The sequence below is a fragment of the Nonomuraea sp. AD125B genome (genome assembly GCF_041402765.1).
GTDB classification, from domain to species: domain Bacteria; phylum Actinomycetota; class Actinomycetes; order Streptosporangiales; family Streptosporangiaceae; genus Nonomuraea; species Nonomuraea bangladeshensis.
The window spans coordinates 327,539-343,114 of sequence record NZ_JBGLOU010000009.1; the positions used below are offsets into that span (position 1 = coordinate 327,539).

Genomic DNA, 15,576 nt, shown 5'->3' on the forward strand with positions numbered 1-15,576 from the left:
GCCCGTCAGGGGCGGAGGGCGCGGGCGTACCAGCGGCCGTCGAGCCGGTCCACGTGCAGGGGCCGGCCGAAGCACTCGGAGAGGTTGCCCGGCGTGAGCACGCCGGACACCGGCCCGGCGGCCAGCACCCTGGCGTCGCGCATGAGCATGGCGTGCGTGGTCGTCGCCGGCACCTCCTCCAGGTGGTGGGTGACGGTGATGGTGGTGAGGACGGGCCGGGTGGCGGCGAGGTCCTCGACGGCGGTGATGAGGTCCTCGCGGGCCGGCAGGTCGAGCCCCGCGAACGGCTCGTCGAGCAGCAGCACCGCCGGATCGGCCATGAGCGCCCTGGCCACCCGGATCCGCGCCCGCTCCCCCTGGGAGCACACCCGGAACGGCCGGTCGGCGAGGTCCTTGCAGCCCAGGTCGGCGAGCAGCCGGTGGGCCCGGTCACGCTCGGAGTCGCCGTACTTGTCCCACAAGGGGGCACTCGTCCCCGTGTGGCCGGTGAGCACCACGGTGAGGGCGGTCGCCCCCTCCTCCTCCATCAGCCCCTCGTCGACGAGCCGCTGGCTGGCCGCGACCAGGCCGAGGTGGCGGCGCAGCTCGCGCAGGTCGACCCGGCCGAGCCGGTGGCCGAGCACCTTGACCGTGCCCGCGCTGGGGTGGCGTACGGCGGCGGCCAGCGAGAGCAGCGTCGTCTTGCCCGCGCCGTTGGGGCCGAGGATCACCCAGTGGTCGCCGTAGTCCACCTGCCAGTCCACGCCGTCCAGCAGCGTCTTGCCGGTGACCCGGACCGCTACGTCTTCGAGTTCAACCACGTGCATCCCGCCACCCTAGTGGCCCTAGGATCGTCCGCCATGCGGCACCTCACGGACGGACTGCGGTTCGCGGTCGGCACGCTCAGTGTCTTCCCCGTCCGTGTCGAACGGGTGGACCGCCAGGTCGCGGGGCAGGCGATGACGCTGGCGCCGGTCATCGGGCTGGCGCTCGGCGCGGTCGCCGGGCTGCCGCTGCTCCTGCCCGTTCACCCGCTGCTCGGCGCGGCCCTGGCGGTCGGCCTGCTCGCGCTGCTGACCCGTGGCCTGCACCTGGACGGGCTGGCCGACCTGGCCGACGGCCTAGGCAGCGGCAAGCCCGCCGATCAGGCGCTCGGCATCATGAAACAGTCGGACATCGGGCCATTCGGTGTGATGACGTTGCTGCTCGTGCTGCTCGCGGAGGTGGCGGCGCTGGCGGGCACGGGCGCGGGGTACGCGGCGCTGGTGACCGCCTGCGTGGCGGGGCGGCTGGCGCTGACCTGGGCCTGCCGGCCGAGGGTGCCCGCCGCCCGGCCCGAGGGGCTGGGGGCGGCGGTCGCCGGATCGGTACGCCCGGCCGCCCCCTGGCTCGTCACCCTGGCCGCACTGCTCGCCTTCGCGGGCCTCGGGCTGAGCATCGACGCCGGGGCCTGGGGCGGCGCGCCCCGTACGTGGGCGTCGGCCGTCGCCGAGTGGCTGACCGGCGCGGACGAGCGGGCCCCCGAGCCCGGGCTGTCCTACAAGGGGCTCGGCGATTACGCGGAGAGCTTCAAGGAGCCCGGGAGCGTTCTCGAAAGGCTGCTGTCCGACAGGGCGATGTCGTCCAACGGGATCATCACCGCCGACGAGGTCGTGGGATACGGCCTGGGCCTGCCGGCGCTCCTCGCCCTGCCGATCGCCCTGCTCGCCGGCCTGCTGGCCGCCCTGGCGCTGCTCCGGCGGGCCCGCCGCCGCCTCGGCGGGATCACCGGCGACGTCCTGGGCGCGCTGGTGGAGACCGCTGCGGCGGCGACGCTGGTGGCGTACGCCGTCATGGGCTGAGACGACGAGCTGAGACGGCCGGACTCAGACGGCGGACCCAGAGACGAGCGGGCTGAGACGAGCGGGCTGAGACGGCGGGCTCAGACGGCGGGCTCGGCCGTGGGCGCGGGCTCCTGAGGCGCGGGCGGCGCGGGCGGGACGGACCGGCGGGGCGGGGCGAACCGGAGCAGCACCGCGCCGACCACCGCGAGCAGCGCCCACCCCACGAGCCCGGTGATCCCGGCCAGCACCTCGTTCGGCGGCGAGGCGGGGTCGCCGAGCAGGAGGGCGTTGGCGGCGACGGCGTTCAGCGAGCCGTGGGCCACCACGGCGGGCCACACGCTCCCGGTGCGCAGCCGCAGCCAGCCGAACAGCACCCCGGCCAGCACGCAGAACCCGACGAAGAACAGCGCCGCCCACGACCCGAGCCGCGGGTAGTTGTAGCCGAGCAGGGTGAGCGGCGCGTGCCAGAGCCCCCAGATCACGCCCGACAGCAGCAGCCCGGGCAGGACGCCGTTCGCGGCGACGAGCCGGGGCAGCAGCCAGCCGCGCCAGCCCCACTCCTCGCCGAGCGCGGGGATGGCGTTCAGCAGGGGGCCGGCGACCACGCCGAACACGAACTGCAGCGCGAACATCTGCCCGAGGTCGCCGGGGACGGGCACGCCGCGCGACTCGTACACCTCGCGCAGCAGGCCCAGCTCGTCCAGGTCCAGGGCCATGAGCCCGACCGCGACGCTGAGCCCCAGCGCCACGAAGATCAGCACGGGCACCCCGATCCAGGCGCCGAGGACGTACCGGCCGGTGCGGCCCTTGCGCTCGCCGAGCGTGAGCCCGGTCTCCCTGGCCCACTGCCGGAACGGCGCGCGCGTGAGCGCCCACGCCCCGAGCACGCCCACGGTGGGCGTGAACATCATCAGCGTGGCCGCCACGGTGGTCAGCGGCGAGCCGAGCCCGCCGCCGAGCCAGACGGGCAGCGCCGTCGCCCAGGCGAGCCCGAAGGCGAGGACGAGGAAGACGATGAGAGGCTTTTTCATGATTCGACCCGCTCCGCGATGAGGGCGTTGATGAGGGAGGCGCCGCGCGCGGCGTCGTCGACGCTGACGGCCAGCTGTCCGCCGGACCGGTAGCCGATGACCAGGCACTCGCCGCCGCGCAGCATGATGGTGGCCCCGCCGGGCAGGCCGCGGAACCCCCATCCGCCGACCTGGCTGGGGTGGCGCTCCTCCGACCAGGCCGAGGCGATCTTCGACAGCGGGATGCGGCGGGCCGGCACCCGCAGCAGCCCGATGCCGATGACGACCTGGCCGCCGCTGACCCGGACCGACGCCTGCGTGGTCAGCAGCCCGATCACCAGGACGATGAGCAGGCCGGGCAGGACCGACCCCATCAGGCTCCCGTCGACCACGCCGAGCAGCTGGAGGGCGCCGAGCACGAGGAGCACGGCGGCGTCGGCCACGGTGATCAGGGCCAGCCAGGGGTTGAACACGTGACCGACCCAGACGGCCCGCTGGCCCGGCCGCAGGCGCAGGCTCGGCGGCTCCCGGCGCTCGTCCGGGGACTCGTCCGGCCCTCCCCTGCCCAGGTAGCCCGCGAGCGCCGCGGCGGCGAGCGCGGCGGCGACGACCAGCAGCGGGTGCACGACCCCCAGCTCGGCCTGCGTCCAGTCGGTGATGTCGAGGTTGGCGAGGACGCCGGAGAGGTTGACGCCGAGGGCGAGCACGCTCAGCCCGAACAGCGCGCCCCACCAGCCCATGCGGCCCTGCCGGCGGGCCAGCGTCCGCCCTCCGAACGCCGTGACCAGCGCCACGATCCAGGGCACCACCCAGAGCAGGGTCACCGTGAGCACGTACGCGGTGAAGGACTGCGAGCCGTCGGGCCGGTCGCCGGCGCCCCAGTGCGAGGCCATGGGGTCGGGCAGCCGGTCACGCAGCGCGAGGGGCAGCCCTATTTGCGCGGCGGTCACGAGCAGGCCCCAGGCCGTCGCCGTCGCTCGCGCCGTCACTCGGGGGTTCATGGGAGCTCCTCCAGGATCGTGATGAGGTCGTCACGGCCGTAGCCGTATCTCCGGGCCTCCTCCAGCAGCTCTCTGGCGCGCTGGACGAGCAGGGCGCGGCCCGCGACCTGCTCGCTGGCCGGTCCCGCGACGCTGACGCCCCGGCCGCGCCGGAACTCCAGCAGGCCCTCGTCGCGCAGGTCGCGCAGCGCGCGCAGCACGGTGTTGGGGTTGATGCCGAGCGCCTGGGCGAGGTCCCTGGCGGGCGGCAGCCGGTCACCGGGGACGTAGGAGCCGTCCCCGATGGCGCGGCGGATGGCGCCGGCGACCTGCTCGTGCAGGGGCCGGGCGTCATTGAGGTCGAGCGTCAGCAGCATGATGCTAATGAGCCTAGCACCATGTCGCAGAGATCGGCGACCGCCACTGATTTGTAGGATGAACCCCTGTTTGTGAGTAGCCAGAAGACGTGGATAGCATCGGTTTACGTGACCACTGTGCGGCTGAACTCAGCAGATCCCGTCTCTTTCGAAACCGACGCGTTGATCGTCGGCTTCACGGCGGGCCAGGACGGACCGGCCCCCGCCGCGGGCGCCGAATCCCTCGACGCGGCCTTCGGCGGCAAGCTGGCCGCCTCGCTCGGCGCGGTCGCCTTCTCCGGCAAGAGCGGTGAGCTGGCCAAGCTGCCCACCTTCGGCGCCGTCACCGCCCCGCTGCTGGTCGCGGTCGGCCTCGGCGACTCCTACGACGCCGAGGCCCTGCGCAGGGCCGCGGGCGCCGCCGTACGCTCACTGGCCGGCACCGCCCGCGCCGCGCTCGCGCTGCCCGCGGGCACGCCCGAGGAGGTCGAGGCCGTCACCCTCGGCGGCCTGCTCGGCGCCTACTCCTTCGGCCGCTACCGCACCACCGGCGACCAGAAGGAGCCGGTGGCGGAGCTGACCGTGCTCTCCGACCAGCCCGAGTCCGCCGCCGAGTCCGCCACTGGGCGCGCGCAGGTGCTGGCCGCGTCCGTCACGCTCGTCCGCGACCTGGTCAACACGCCGCCCTCCGACCTGTGGCCGGCCAAGTTCGCCGAGATCGCCGAGCAGGTGGGCGGCGAGGCGGGGCTGAGCGTCGAGGTGCTCGACGACAAGCAGCTGCGCGACGGCGGCTACGGCGGCCTCATCGGCGTCGGCCAGGGCTCGGTCAACCCGCCGCGGCTGGTCCGCCTGTCCTACACCCACCCCGAGGCCACCAAGACCCTCGCGTACGTCGGCAAGGGCATCACCTTCGACTCGGGCGGCCTGTCGCTCAAGCCGTCCGCGGCCATGGACTGGATGAAGTCCGACATGGGCGGCGCGGGCGCGGTGTTCGGCGCGCTGGTCGGCATCGCCCGCCTCGGCCTGCCGGTCAACGCCGTCGGCTACCTCTGCCTGGCCGAGAACCTGCCGAGCGGCACCGCGCAGCGCCCCTCCGACGTCCTCCACAGCTACAGCGGCAAGACCGTCGAGGTGCTCGACACCGACGCCGAGGGCCGCCTGGTGCTGATGGACGGCATCGCCCGCGCCGCCGAGGACAACCCCGACCTCATCGTGGACGTCGCCACCCTCACCGGCGCGCAGATCGTCGCGCTCGGCTGGCGCACGGCCGGCGTCATGGCCAACGACGACGCCATCAGGGAGCTGGTCGTCGAGGCCGCCGGCGCCGCCGGCGAGAACGCCTGGGGCATGCCGCTGCCCGAGGAGCTGCGCAAAGGCCTCGACTCCCCGATCGCCGACATCGCCAACCTCCACCCCGAGCGCTTCGGCGGCATGCTGACCGCCGGCATCTTCCTCAAGGAGTTCGTGCCGGACGGCGTCCGCTGGGCCCACATCGACATGGCAGGACCCGCGTTCAACAAGGGCGAGCCGTACGGATACGTCCCCAAGGGCGGCACCGGCGCGATCACCCGCACCCTGATCGGACTCGCCGAGCGGCACGCGAGCATCTGAAACAGATGAAAAGATGAGCCATCACGAACACCCCGACCAAGGAGCCTTCCTGTGGCCTACGACATCGTCGTCCTAGGTGGCGGCAGCGGCGGTTACGCCTGCGCGCTGAGGGCCGCCGAGCTGGGCAAGTCGGTCGTCCTGATCGAGAAGGACAAGATCGGCGGCACCTGCCTCCACCGGGGGTGCATCCCCACCAAGGCGCTGCTGCACTCGGCCGAGGTCGCCGACGAGACCCGCGAGAGCGCCTCCTACGGCGTCAAGGCCCGCTTCGAGGGCATCGACGTCCAGGGCGTGCACGCCTTCAAGGACAAGATCGTCACGCGGGCCTGGAAGGGCGTGCAGGGCCTGCTCAAGGGCGCGGGCGTGACGGTCGTCGAGGGCGAGGGCCGGCTGGTCGGCCCCGACCGGGTCCAGGTGGGCGAGGAGGTCTACGAGGGCCGCAACCTCGTCCTCGCCACCGGCTCGGCCCCGCGCTCGCTGCCCGGTCTGGAGATCGACGGCGAGCGCGTCATCACCAGCGAGCACACGCTGCGCATGGACCGCGTGCCGAGCTCGGTGATCGTGCTCGGCGGCGGCGTGATCGGCGTCGAGCTGGCCAGCGTCTACCGGTCCTTTGGCGCCGAGGTGACGATCGTCGAGGCGCTGCCGCACCTGCTGCCCCTGGAGGAGGAGTCGAGCTCCAAGCTGCTGGAGCGGGCCTTCCGCCGCCGCGGCATCAAGTACGAACTGGGCGTCTTCTTCGACGGCGTCAAGACCACCGAGACGGGCGTGGTGGTCACCCTGGCCAACGGCAAGACGCTCGACGCCGAGCTGCTGCTCGTCGCCGTCGGGCGCGGCCCGGTCTCGGCCGGGATGGGCTTCGAGGAGCAGGGCGTCACCGTCGAGCGCGGCGCGGTCGTGGTCGACGAGCACTGCCGCACCTCGGTCCCCGGCGTCTACGCCATCGGCGACCTGATCCCGACGCCGCAGCTCGCCCACGCCGGCTTCGCCGAGGGGATCATGGTGGCCGAGCACATCGCGGGCCTCAACCCGCCGCCCATCAACTACGACGGCGTGCCGCGCATCACCTACTCCGACCCCGAGGTGGCCTCGGTCGGCATCACCTCCGCCCAGGCGGCCGAGCGCGGCATCGAGATCGTCGAGCAGGTCTACGACCTCGCGGGCAACCCCAAGAGCCAGATCCTCGGCACCTCCGGCGCGGTGAAGGTCATCGCCCAGAAGGACGGCCCGGTCGTCGGTGTCCACATGGTGGGCCGGCGCATCGGCGAGCTCGTCACGGAGGGCCAGCTGATCTACAACTGGGAGGCGCTGCCCTCAGAGGTCGCCCAGCTCATCCACGCACACCCGACCCAGTCCGAGGCGATGGGTGAGGCCATGCTGGCCCTGGCCGGCAAGCCGTTGCACGTACACAACTAGTCCAGCCCTCGAGATCAGAACGCGAGAGAAGAATAACGATGCCGGTCTCCGTACAGATGCCCCAGCTCGGCGAGAGCGTGACCGAGGGCACCGTAACCCGTTGGCTGAAGAAGGAGGGCGAGCGCGTCGAGGCCGACGAGCCGCTCCTCGAAGTGTCCACCGACAAGGTCGACACCGAGATCCCGTCGCCGTCCGCGGGTGTCCTCACGAAGATCGTCGTTGCCGAGGACGAGACGGTCGAGGTCGGCGCGGAGCTGGCCGTCATCGACGAGAACGCCCAGGAGGGCGCGGCCGCCCCGGCCGCCGAGGCCCCGGCGCCGCAGGCCCAGCCCGAGCCGGAGCCGGAGCCCGAGCCCGCCCCGGCTCCGCAGGCCTCCTCCATCCCGCAGCCGGCGCCCGCGCAGCCGACGCCGCCGCCCGCCCCGGCCCCCCAGCCGGCCCCGCAGGCCCAGGCCCCGGCTCAGGCTCCGGCGCAGCAGCCCGCGCCGCAGGCCCAGGCTCCGGCGCAGCAGGCCGCCGAGCCCACGCCGATCCCGTCGTCCGGCGAGAGCCCCTACGTCACGCCGCTGGTGCGCAAGCTCGCCAACGAGCACGGCGTCGACCTCGAGGCGATCAGCGGCACCGGCGTGGGCGGCCGGATCCGCAAGCAGGACGTGCTGGAGGCCGCCAAGGCGCAGCGCGAGAAGGCGGCGGCCCCGGCCGCCCCGGCTCCCGCCGCCGCCCAGGCCGCTCCGGCCGCCCAGGCTCCGGCCGCGCAGGCCCCGGCCGCCGCGGCTCCCGAGGCGGTCGAGGTCGACACCACGCTGCGCGGACGCACCGAGAAGATGTCGCGGCTGCGTCAGACCATCGCCAAGCGCATGGTCGAGTCGCTGCAGACCGCCGCGCAGCTCACCTCGGTCGTCGAGGTCGACGTCACCAAGATCGCGCAGCTGCGGGCGCGGGCGAAGGACGACTTCTTCCGCCGCGAGGGCGTGAAGCTGACCTTCACCCCGTTCTTCGCGATGGCGACGGTCGAGGCGCTCAAGCAGCACCCCAAGCTCAACGCCACGATCAACAACGAGACCAACGAGGTCACCTACTTCGACGTCGAGAACCTCGGCATGGCGGTCGACACCGAGCGCGGCCTGCTCGCCGCGGTCGTCAAGAACGCCGGCGACCTCAACCTGGCCGGTCTGGCCCGGAAGATCACCGATGTCGCCGAGCGCACCCGCAACAACCAGGTGACGCCCGACGAGCTCACCGGCGGCACGTTCACGCTGACCAACACCGGCAGCCGCGGCGCGCTGTTCGACACCCCGATCCTCAACCAGCCGCAGGTCGGCATGCTCGGCACGGGCGCGGTCGTCAAGCGTCCCGTCGTGCTCGACACGCCGCAGGGCGAGGTCATCGCGGTGCGCTCGATGGTCTACCTCGCGCTGACCTACGACCACCGCCTGGTCGACGGCGCCGACGCCGCCCGCTTCCTCACGACGATCAAGCGTCGTCTGGAGGAAGGCCGCTTCGAGGCGCAGCTCGGCCTCGCGTAAGGCCCCACCCGGACGGCCGGGCGTTCCCCTCGGGGGCGCCCGGCCGTTCGTGTCCCAGCCGCGGGAAGCGGCACGGGCGGGCGTAGTGTGAAGTCATGGCGATCATCGTGACGGGGGCGTCGGGGCTGCTGGGGACGGCGCTGACCGAGGCGCTGCGCGCCGAGGGGCGTGAGGTCGTGCGCCTGGTGCGCAGGCCGGCCCGCGGCCCGGGAGAGGTGTCCTGGCGGCCGGGCGAGCGGCTCTCCGACCTGACGGCGCTGGAGGGCGCCGAGGCGGCGGTGCACCTCGCGGGCGCGCCCATCGGTGACCGTCGCTGGAGCGAGGCGTACAAACGCGAGCTGGTCACCAGCCGGGTCGAGGGCACCCGCACGCTGGTCGGCGCGCTGCGCGAGCTGTCCAGCCCGCCCGAGGTGCTGCTGTCGGCCTCCGGGGTCGACTTCTACGGCGACACCGGCGACCGGGAGATCGACGAGAGCCAGGGCAAGGGCACCGGCTTCCTGGCCGACCTGTGCGAGCGCTGGGAGGGCGAGGCGGTGCGGGCCGAGGAGGCCGGCGTCCGCACCGTGCTGCTGCGCAGCGGGCTCGTGCTGAGCAGGCGGGGCGGGGCGCTCGGCCGTGTCCTGCCGCTGTTCAGGATGGGCCTCGGGGCGCCGCTGGGCACCGGCAGGCAATACTGGTCGTGGATCACCGTGGCCGACTGGGTGGGGGCGGTGCTGCACCTGATCCGGGAGCGGGAGGTGCGCGGTCCGGTCAACCTCACCTCGCCCTCCCCCGTCACCAACACCGAGTTCACCCGCACGCTGGCGAAGGCGGTCGGCAGGAGCGCCATGCCGATCCCGGTGCCGGCGTTCGCGCTCTCGCTCGGCCTCGGCGAGTTCGCCCGCGCGGGGCTGCTGCCGAGCCACCGGATCATGCCCGGCAGGCTCACGGGCAGCGGCTACCGCTTCGCCCATACCCGACTCGACGCGGCGCTGAGCGCCGTACTCTAGTGGCCGTTCGTTTCTCTGCAGGTGGGGAGTCCCAGATGACACGGTCAGGCCAGTCGCACATCCTCGCGATCGGGGGCGGCTCGTTCCGCCCGAGCCCGCGCTACTCCTTCGTGGAGCCGAGCGGGCTGCTGCGCTACGGGCTGGACCTGACCGGCCAGGACCGACCCAAGCTGGGCCTGCTGGCGACCGCCGTGGGCGACGACGCCGACTGGATCTTGAAGATGTACGGCGCGTTCGCCGGGTGGGACGTCGAGGTGAGCCATCTGACGGTGTTCCCGATGCCCAACGTGCCCGATCCCAGAGCCTGGTTGCTGGAACAGGACATGATCTATGTGAGCGGCGGCAGTGTGGCCAACCTGATGGCGCTGTGGCGGCTGCACGGCCTGGACGAGGCGCTGACCGAGGCGTGGCGGGCCGGGGTGGTGCTGTCGGGGCAGAGCGCGGGCGCGCTGTGCTGGCACGTGGGCGGCAACACCGACTCCTTCGGCCCCGAGCTGCGCGTGTGGGCCGACGGCCTGGGCCTGCTCCCCTACTCCTGCGGCGTCCACTACGACTCCGACCCGCAGCGCCGCCCGCTGCTGCAGCAGTCGGTGGCGAGCGGCGAGCTGCCCGGCGGCTACGCCGCCGACGAGGGCGTCGCCCTGCACTACGTGGGCACCGAGTTCATCCAGGCGGTGAGCGTGGCGCCCGGCGGCTACGCCTACAAGCTGGAGCACGACGGGGCCGGCGGGGTCAAGGAGTTGCGGATCGAACCGCGCATGCTGACCCCCTGAATTACCCTTCAAGGGTGAGGGAACGGCACAATAGGCTCATGCGCCCCATCCCCGGGGACGATCCCCACGCACTGGCCATCGTCCGACTCGGCGTCGACGTCCCCTACGAGCAGGCCTGGTCGCTCCAGCGCTGGGCGCACGGCAAACGGGTGGCGGGCGAGCTGCCCGACACCGTCCTGTTCCTGGAGCACGCGCCCGTCTACACGGCGGGCAAGCGCACCGCGCCCGCCGAGCGTCCCTCCGACGGCACCCCGGTCGTCGACGTCGACCGGGGCGGCCGGCTCACCTGGCACGGTCCCGGGCAGCTCGTGGCCTATCCGATCGTCGCCGTCACCGACGTCGTGGCCTACGTGTGCCGCTTGGAGGAGACGATGATCCAGGTGTGCGCCGACTTCGGCGTCTCGGCGCGCCGGGTGAGCGGGCGGGCCGGGGTGTGGGCGATCGGCGATGCGGCGCTCGGGCTGCCCGACCGGCAGCTCGGCGCGGTCGGCATCCGGGTCTCCCGCGGCGTCAGCATGCACGGCTTCGCGCTCAACTGCGCCAACGACCCCCGCTGGTTCAACCGCATCGCGCCGTGCGGGCTGCCCGACGTGGGCGTCTCCTCGCTGTCGGCCGAGACCGGCCGCCGCATCGTGGCCGAGGAGGTCATGCCGATCGCGGAGAAGCGGCTGGCCGAGGCGCTCGGCAGGGAGGGCTTCGAGCTGCACGAGGAGGACCTGCTCCGACGGTGACCGAATCGCAGCCGATGACCTGCCGAACGATGACTTTTCCAGATTTACCATCACCCATGTGAAGCGCCTCATCGCTCTGGTCCTCGCGCTGCTGGTCCACCTGATGACGCTGGGCTTCGCCGCGCTCGGCGGGTGGGCGATCGCCGCGCACGTCACCTCGCCGCTCGCCTGGCTGCTCGGCGGGCTGAGCCTGGCCGTCGCCTGGGTGCTGCGGCCCCGCCTGCGGGGCATGGCGGACGACGCCGAGGTGCTGGAGCGCGCGGCGGCGCCCGAGCTGTACGCGCTGGCCGACCGGGTCGCCGACCGGATCCGGGTGCCCCGGCCGCGCGCGGTGGCGGTGCGCGACCTCGCGACCGACACCTGGTACGGCCGCGCGGGCCCGCTCCGCCGCCCGGTGCTGGTGGTGGGCCTGCCGCTGTGGCTGGCGCTGCCCGCCCGGCAGCGGGTGACGCTGCTGGCGCTCGCGTACGCGCGCGTGCCGACCCGCGAGGAGCTGGTGGTCGGCGGGGCGATGGAGACGCTGGACGCCTGGCGTGACGCGCTGATGGAGGCCGCGCCGCTGCGGGTGCGGGAGGAGGCCCAGACGAAGATCACCGCCTCGTCGCTGGGGATCGCCGACCAGCCCGGCACCGCGTACGAGGTGGCGGGCTTCTTCGGCCGCCTGGTCGGCCGGGTGCTCGGCGGCCCGGTGCTGCTCGCCAGGTACGCGCTGGCCCGGCTGGCCCCCGCGAGCGAGGCGGCGGCCCGGCGGCGGCAGCGGGAGCTGGCCCTGCGCGCGGCCTCGCCGGAGGAGCTGGCCGAGCTGGAGGAGCTGGCCGCCGGCCACGGCTACCTGGCGCCGATCCAGGCGGCGGCGCTGCGCGGCGAGAGCGTGGCCGCGATCAGGGAGGGCGCGCTGGCCCGCTTCCTGCTCACCGAGGACGGCGTGCTCACCTCCGCGCCGGACGGCGAGCTGCTCGACGGCGCCGCCTCCGGCCGGGTCGACGAGGAGCTGCGCGCCCATTACGCGCGGGCGATCCGCGGCTTCGGCCTCATCTCCTGACCCACGGCCGGGCGAGTCGGGACGCGGACGTAAGCTGGGGACGTGACCGTTGCTCCTGAAGGCCGAAAGCTCCTCCGCCTGGAGGTGCGCAACGCCGAGACCCCTATCGAGCGCAAGCCCCCGTGGATCAAGACCAAGCTGAAGACGGGCCCCGAATACACCGAGCTGAAATCGCTCGTGCGCCGCGAGGGCCTGCACACGGTCTGTGAAGAGGCGGGCTGTCCCAATATCTACGAGTGCTGGGAAGACCGCGAGGCGACGTTCCTCATCGGCGGCGACCAGTGCACGCGCCGGTGCGACTTCTGCCAGATCGACACGGGCAAGCCGAAGGAGTACGACCGCGACGAGCCGCGCAGGGTCGCCGACTCCGTCCAGCAGATGGGCCTGAAGTACGCGACCGTGACCGGCGTCGCCCGCGACGACCTGCCCGACGGCGGCGCCTGGCTCTACGCCGAGACCGCCCGCCAGATCCACGCGCTGCTGCCCGGCTGCGGCGTCGAGCTGCTGGTCCCCGACTTCAACGGTGACCGCGGCCAGCTGGAGGAGGTCTTCTCCAGCAAGCCCGAGGTGTTCGCGCACAACGTCGAGACGGTGCCGCGCATCTTCAAGCGCATCCGTCCCGCCTTCCGCTACGAGCGTTCGCTCAAGGTGATCACGATGGCCCGCGAGGCCGGCCTGGTCACCAAGTCCAACCTCATCCTGGGCATGGGCGAGACCCGCGAGGAGGTCGTCGAGGCCATGCGCGACCTGCACGCGGCCGGCACCGACCTGCTGACGATCACTCAATACCTCCGTCCGACGCCGCGTCACCACCCGGTGGAGCGCTGGGTCAAGCCGGAGGAGTTCGTCGAGCTGCAGGCCGAGGCCGAGGCGATCGGTTTCGCCGGGGTGCTGTCCGGGCCGCTGGTCCGCTCGTCCTACCGGGCGGGCAGGCTCTACCAGCAGGCCATCGCGGCACGCCAGAGCGCCTGAGACGGCAGGGGGCGAGGGCTCGGAGCGCGGCTCCGGGCCCTTCCTCGTTTACCATGACGGCACCACCGACGACGGGGTGATCAATCATGGGGGTGCTGGTCCGCACCAGCGAGTTACCGGCCGCGCGCCGCCACGAGGTGTGGCGGAGCGTCGTGTGCGACACGCTCGGCCCGCTCGACCTGCGCATCGATCCCGACGCCCCGCTGCGGGGCGAGATCGAGGTCGGCCGGCTCGGCCCGGTGGGGGTGGGCATGGTGCGCACCTCTACGCCGCACAGCGTGCACCGCACGGCGGGCCAGATCGGCCAGGGCAACCCGGAGATCTACCGGGTGGTGCTGGCGCTGTCCGGCAGCCCGCGGCTGGCGCAGGCCGACCGGGCCACCCAGCTCAGCCGCGGCGAGTTCGCCATCTACGACTTCACCAGGCCCTACGAGCTGGCCTACGACAGCGCGGTGCGCCTCGCGGTGTTCAGTCTCCCGCGCGACCTGCTCGCCCTGCCGGTGGACGCCGTCGCCAAGCTGGCCGCGGCCCCGATCGGCACGGAGTCGGGCGCGGGCGCGCTGGCCGTGCCGCTGCTGCGGCGGGTGGCCGCCGACCACGCCACCTACACGCCGGCCAGCGCCGCGCGGCTGTCGGCCGTGGTGATGGATTTGGTCGGCGCCGCGGTCGCCGAGCGGCTGGAGCTGACCCGCGCCCTGCCCGAGGACTCCCGGCAGCGTACGCTCCTGCTGCGCGTGCACGCCTTCATCGAGGAGCACCTCGGCGACGCCGAGCTCGACCCGGCCACGATCGCCGCCGCCTGCCACATCTCGCTCCGCTACCTGCACCGGCTGTTCGAGCCGGAGCAGACGACGGTCGCCGCCTGGATCAGGCAGCGGCGGCTGGAGCGCTGCCGCGCGGAGCTGACCAGGGGCGGCACGGAGCCGGTGAGCGCGATCGCCGCCCGCTACGGGCTGCCGGACGCGGCGCACTTCAGCCGGCTGTTCCGGCGCGCGTACGGGATGTCTCCCGCGGAGTACCGCCGCGCCTCGGAAGTGCGCTGAACGTCAACCGGACGGGCACGCGACGACAAGACCGGCGCTCATGATCCCGGCAGAATCTGACGTGTCAGACAGACACCGCAGATAGGGATACGGAAATGCAGCTCTTCGTGAACCTGCCCGTCAAGGACCTGGACCGGTCGAAGGAGTTCTTCACCGGTCTCGGCTTCACCCTCTTCGGCATGGCCGAGGGCATGGCGTCGGTGATCATCAACCAGGAGACGCAGGTGATGCTGCTGACCGAGCCGGTGTTCTCCTCGTACGTCGCCAAGGAGATCTCCGACGCGGACAAGGCCACCGAGGCGATCCTCGTGCTCGGCATGGAGAACCCCGAGCAGGTGGACGCGCTGGTGGACGGGGCGCTGGCCGCGGGCGCGACCCCGGCGGGCGTCAAGCAGGAGGACGGCGTGCGTTACCAGCGCGGTTTCGCCGACCTCGACGGCCACCACTGGGAGGCGCTGTGCTTGGTGCAGCCGGCGTCCTGAGCGGCACGGCCGTCTCCGCGGACGGCACCCGCATCGCCTACGACCGCTACGGCTCGGGCCCGGCGGTGGTGCTGGTGGCCGGGGCCATGATGGAGCGCGCGCACCCGACCATGGCGGGCCTGGCCGAGGCCCTGGCGCCGTGGTTCACGGTGTTCAGCTACGACCGCAGAGGACGGGGCGGCAGCGGGGACACCGCCCCGTACGCGGTCGAGCGGGAGGTCGAGGACCTGGCCGCGGTGATCTCGGTGGCCGGTGGGAGCGCCAAGGTGTTCGGCGGGTCGTCGGGGGCGGCGCTCGCGCTGGAGGCGGCCACGCGGCTGCCGGGCGTGACCGAGCTCGCGCTGTGGGAGCCGCCCTACCACGTGGACGACTCCGCGCCGCCGCTGCCCGACGACTTCGCCGAGCAGCTCGCCGCGCTGGTCGCGGCCGGGCGGCGGGACACGGCCGTGGAGCGGTTCATGGTGGAGGCGGCCGAGGTGCCCGCCGAGGCCGTGGCCGGGATGCGGGCGGAGCCGTTCTGGGCGGCGGCCGAGGCCGCGGCGCACACGCTGGCGTACGAGGCGGCCGTCATGGGGCCGGGCAACGCGCTGCCGGCCGCGCGGCTGGCCGGGATCGACCGGCCGGCGCTCGTGCTCAACGGAGAGGACAGCCCGCCCTGGATGCGCCGGGCGGGCGCGGCCGTGGCCGCGGCGCTGCCGGGGGCCGCGCACCGGGTGCTGGAGGAGCAGACGCACGCGGTGACGGTGGAGGCGCTGGCGCCGGAGCTGCTGGAGTTCTTCGTCCGCAGATGAGCGTTTTTGTAACAGCGAGGTAGCAAACCTAGTAAGTGGTCGGTTTTCTGGT

General features: G+C 73.3%; 16 protein-coding genes. 12 read left to right on the plus strand and 4 right to left on the minus strand.

What is annotated here, in order from left to right:
* Positions 1-5 precede the first annotated feature (5 nt).
* On the minus strand, positions 6-806 hold the full coding sequence (locus ACBR40_RS25205) for an ATP-binding cassette domain-containing protein (protein ID WP_344214582.1): 801 nt from the start codon (positions 804-806) through the stop codon (positions 6-8).
* Between the two features lie 33 nt (positions 807-839).
* Between ACBR40_RS25205 and ACBR40_RS25210 the strand changes: the two genes are divergently transcribed.
* Positions 840-1,820, plus strand: coding sequence for an adenosylcobinamide-GDP ribazoletransferase (locus tag ACBR40_RS25210; protein ID WP_371250328.1), 981 nt, complete (start codon positions 840-842; stop codon positions 1,818-1,820).
* A gap of 80 nt (positions 1,821-1,900) precedes the next feature.
* On the opposite strand, the gene ACBR40_RS25215 is transcribed toward ACBR40_RS25210, so the two are convergent.
* Genes ACBR40_RS25215 through ACBR40_RS25225 form a run of 3 tightly spaced genes read right to left on the minus strand, consistent with a single transcriptional unit; the run spans position 1,901 to position 4,169 of the window.
* Complete coding sequence (locus ACBR40_RS25215; RefSeq protein ID WP_371250329.1) at positions 1,901-2,833, minus strand: CPBP family intramembrane glutamic endopeptidase; 933 nt, start codon at positions 2,831-2,833, stop codon at positions 1,901-1,903.
* A complete protein-coding gene (locus tag ACBR40_RS25220; RefSeq protein ID WP_371250330.1) occupies positions 2,830-3,813 on the minus strand; it encodes a hypothetical protein in 984 nt (327 codons plus the stop codon). The genes ACBR40_RS25215 and ACBR40_RS25220 overlap by 4 nt, the downstream gene beginning before the upstream one ends.
* A complete protein-coding gene (locus ACBR40_RS25225) occupies positions 3,810-4,169 on the minus strand; it encodes a GntR family transcriptional regulator (RefSeq protein WP_344214576.1) in 360 nt (119 codons plus the stop codon). The genes ACBR40_RS25220 and ACBR40_RS25225 overlap by 4 nt, the downstream gene beginning before the upstream one ends.
* Positions 4,170-4,277: 108 nt before the next feature.
* Here ACBR40_RS25225 and ACBR40_RS25230 point away from each other — a divergent pair, with 108 nt between their 5' ends.
* The 11 genes from ACBR40_RS25230 (at position 4,278) to ACBR40_RS25280 (ending at position 15,524) form a co-directional block, all read left to right on the plus strand.
* Positions 4,278-5,759: a leucyl aminopeptidase gene (locus ACBR40_RS25230; protein WP_371250331.1), complete on the plus strand. Its 1,482-nt coding sequence runs from the start codon at positions 4,278-4,280 to the stop codon at positions 5,757-5,759.
* Positions 5,760-5,810: 51 nt separating this feature from the next.
* Positions 5,811-7,175 (plus strand): dihydrolipoyl dehydrogenase, encoded by a 1,365-nt coding sequence (gene lpdA / locus ACBR40_RS25235; protein WP_344214572.1) that lies wholly within the window; start codon positions 5,811-5,813, stop codon positions 7,173-7,175.
* Positions 7,176-7,213: 38 nt separating this feature from the next.
* Positions 7,214-8,701 carry a 2-oxoglutarate dehydrogenase, E2 component, dihydrolipoamide succinyltransferase gene (gene sucB / locus ACBR40_RS25240; RefSeq protein WP_371250332.1) on the plus strand — a complete coding sequence of 496 codons (1,488 nt, stop codon included), beginning with the start codon at positions 7,214-7,216 and terminating at the stop codon, positions 8,699-8,701.
* A gap of 95 nt (positions 8,702-8,796) precedes the next feature.
* Positions 8,797-9,690 (plus strand): TIGR01777 family oxidoreductase, encoded by an 894-nt coding sequence (locus ACBR40_RS25245; protein WP_371250333.1) that lies wholly within the window; start codon positions 8,797-8,799, stop codon positions 9,688-9,690.
* A 35-nt stretch (positions 9,691-9,725) separates the two neighbouring features.
* Positions 9,726-10,463 (plus strand): peptidase E, encoded by a 738-nt coding sequence (locus ACBR40_RS25250; RefSeq protein ID WP_344214566.1) that lies wholly within the window; start codon positions 9,726-9,728, stop codon positions 10,461-10,463.
* Between the two features lie 38 nt (positions 10,464-10,501).
* A complete protein-coding gene (gene lipB / locus ACBR40_RS25255) occupies positions 10,502-11,194 on the plus strand; it encodes a lipoyl(octanoyl) transferase LipB (protein ID WP_344214563.1) in 693 nt (230 codons plus the stop codon).
* Between the two features lie 58 nt (positions 11,195-11,252).
* Positions 11,253-12,236 carry a hypothetical protein gene (locus ACBR40_RS25260; RefSeq protein ID WP_371250334.1) on the plus strand — a complete coding sequence of 328 codons (984 nt, stop codon included), beginning with the start codon at positions 11,253-11,255 and terminating at the stop codon, positions 12,234-12,236.
* 42 nt (positions 12,237-12,278) lie between these two features.
* Entirely contained in the window at positions 12,279-13,208 is a 930-nt protein-coding gene (lipA, locus tag ACBR40_RS25265; RefSeq protein ID WP_371250335.1) for a lipoyl synthase, read from the plus strand.
* 86 nt (positions 13,209-13,294) lie between these two features.
* Positions 13,295-14,251: a helix-turn-helix domain-containing protein gene (locus tag ACBR40_RS25270; RefSeq protein WP_344214557.1), complete on the plus strand. Its 957-nt coding sequence runs from the start codon at positions 13,295-13,297 to the stop codon at positions 14,249-14,251.
* A gap of 95 nt (positions 14,252-14,346) precedes the next feature.
* A complete protein-coding gene (locus tag ACBR40_RS25275; RefSeq protein ID WP_091076441.1) occupies positions 14,347-14,733 on the plus strand; it encodes a VOC family protein in 387 nt (128 codons plus the stop codon).
* Positions 14,709-15,524, plus strand: a complete 816-nt coding sequence (locus ACBR40_RS25280) for an alpha/beta fold hydrolase (protein ID WP_371250336.1) — start codon at positions 14,709-14,711, stop codon at positions 15,522-15,524. The genes ACBR40_RS25275 and ACBR40_RS25280 overlap by 25 nt, the downstream gene beginning before the upstream one ends.
* The last annotated feature ends 52 nt before the right edge of the window (positions 15,525-15,576 follow it).

Coding starts and splice junctions, on each gene's coding strand:
- ACBR40_RS25210 (WP_371250328.1), top strand. CDS start 840: ATGCGGCACCTCACGGACGGACTGCGGTTCGCGGTCGGCACGCTCAGT.
- ACBR40_RS25205 (WP_344214582.1), bottom strand. CDS start 806: ATGCACGTGGTTGAACTCGAAGACGTAGCGGTCCGGGTCACCGGCAAG.
- sucB (WP_371250332.1), top strand. CDS start 7,214: ATGCCGGTCTCCGTACAGATGCCCCAGCTCGGCGAGAGCGTGACCGAG.
- lipB (WP_344214563.1), top strand. CDS start 10,502: ATGCGCCCCATCCCCGGGGACGATCCCCACGCACTGGCCATCGTCCGA.
- ACBR40_RS25275 (WP_091076441.1), top strand. CDS start 14,347: ATGCAGCTCTTCGTGAACCTGCCCGTCAAGGACCTGGACCGGTCGAAG.
- ACBR40_RS25245 (WP_371250333.1), top strand. CDS start 8,797: ATGGCGATCATCGTGACGGGGGCGTCGGGGCTGCTGGGGACGGCGCTG.
- ACBR40_RS25270 (WP_344214557.1), top strand. CDS start 13,295: ATGGGGGTGCTGGTCCGCACCAGCGAGTTACCGGCCGCGCGCCGCCAC.
- ACBR40_RS25225 (WP_344214576.1), bottom strand. CDS start 4,169: ATGCTGCTGACGCTCGACCTCAATGACGCCCGGCCCCTGCACGAGCAG.
- ACBR40_RS25250 (WP_344214566.1), top strand. CDS start 9,726: ATGACACGGTCAGGCCAGTCGCACATCCTCGCGATCGGGGGCGGCTCG.
- ACBR40_RS25215 (WP_371250329.1), bottom strand. CDS start 2,833: ATGAAAAAGCCTCTCATCGTCTTCCTCGTCCTCGCCTTCGGGCTCGCC.
- ACBR40_RS25220 (WP_371250330.1), bottom strand. CDS start 3,813: ATGAACCCCCGAGTGACGGCGCGAGCGACGGCGACGGCCTGGGGCCTG.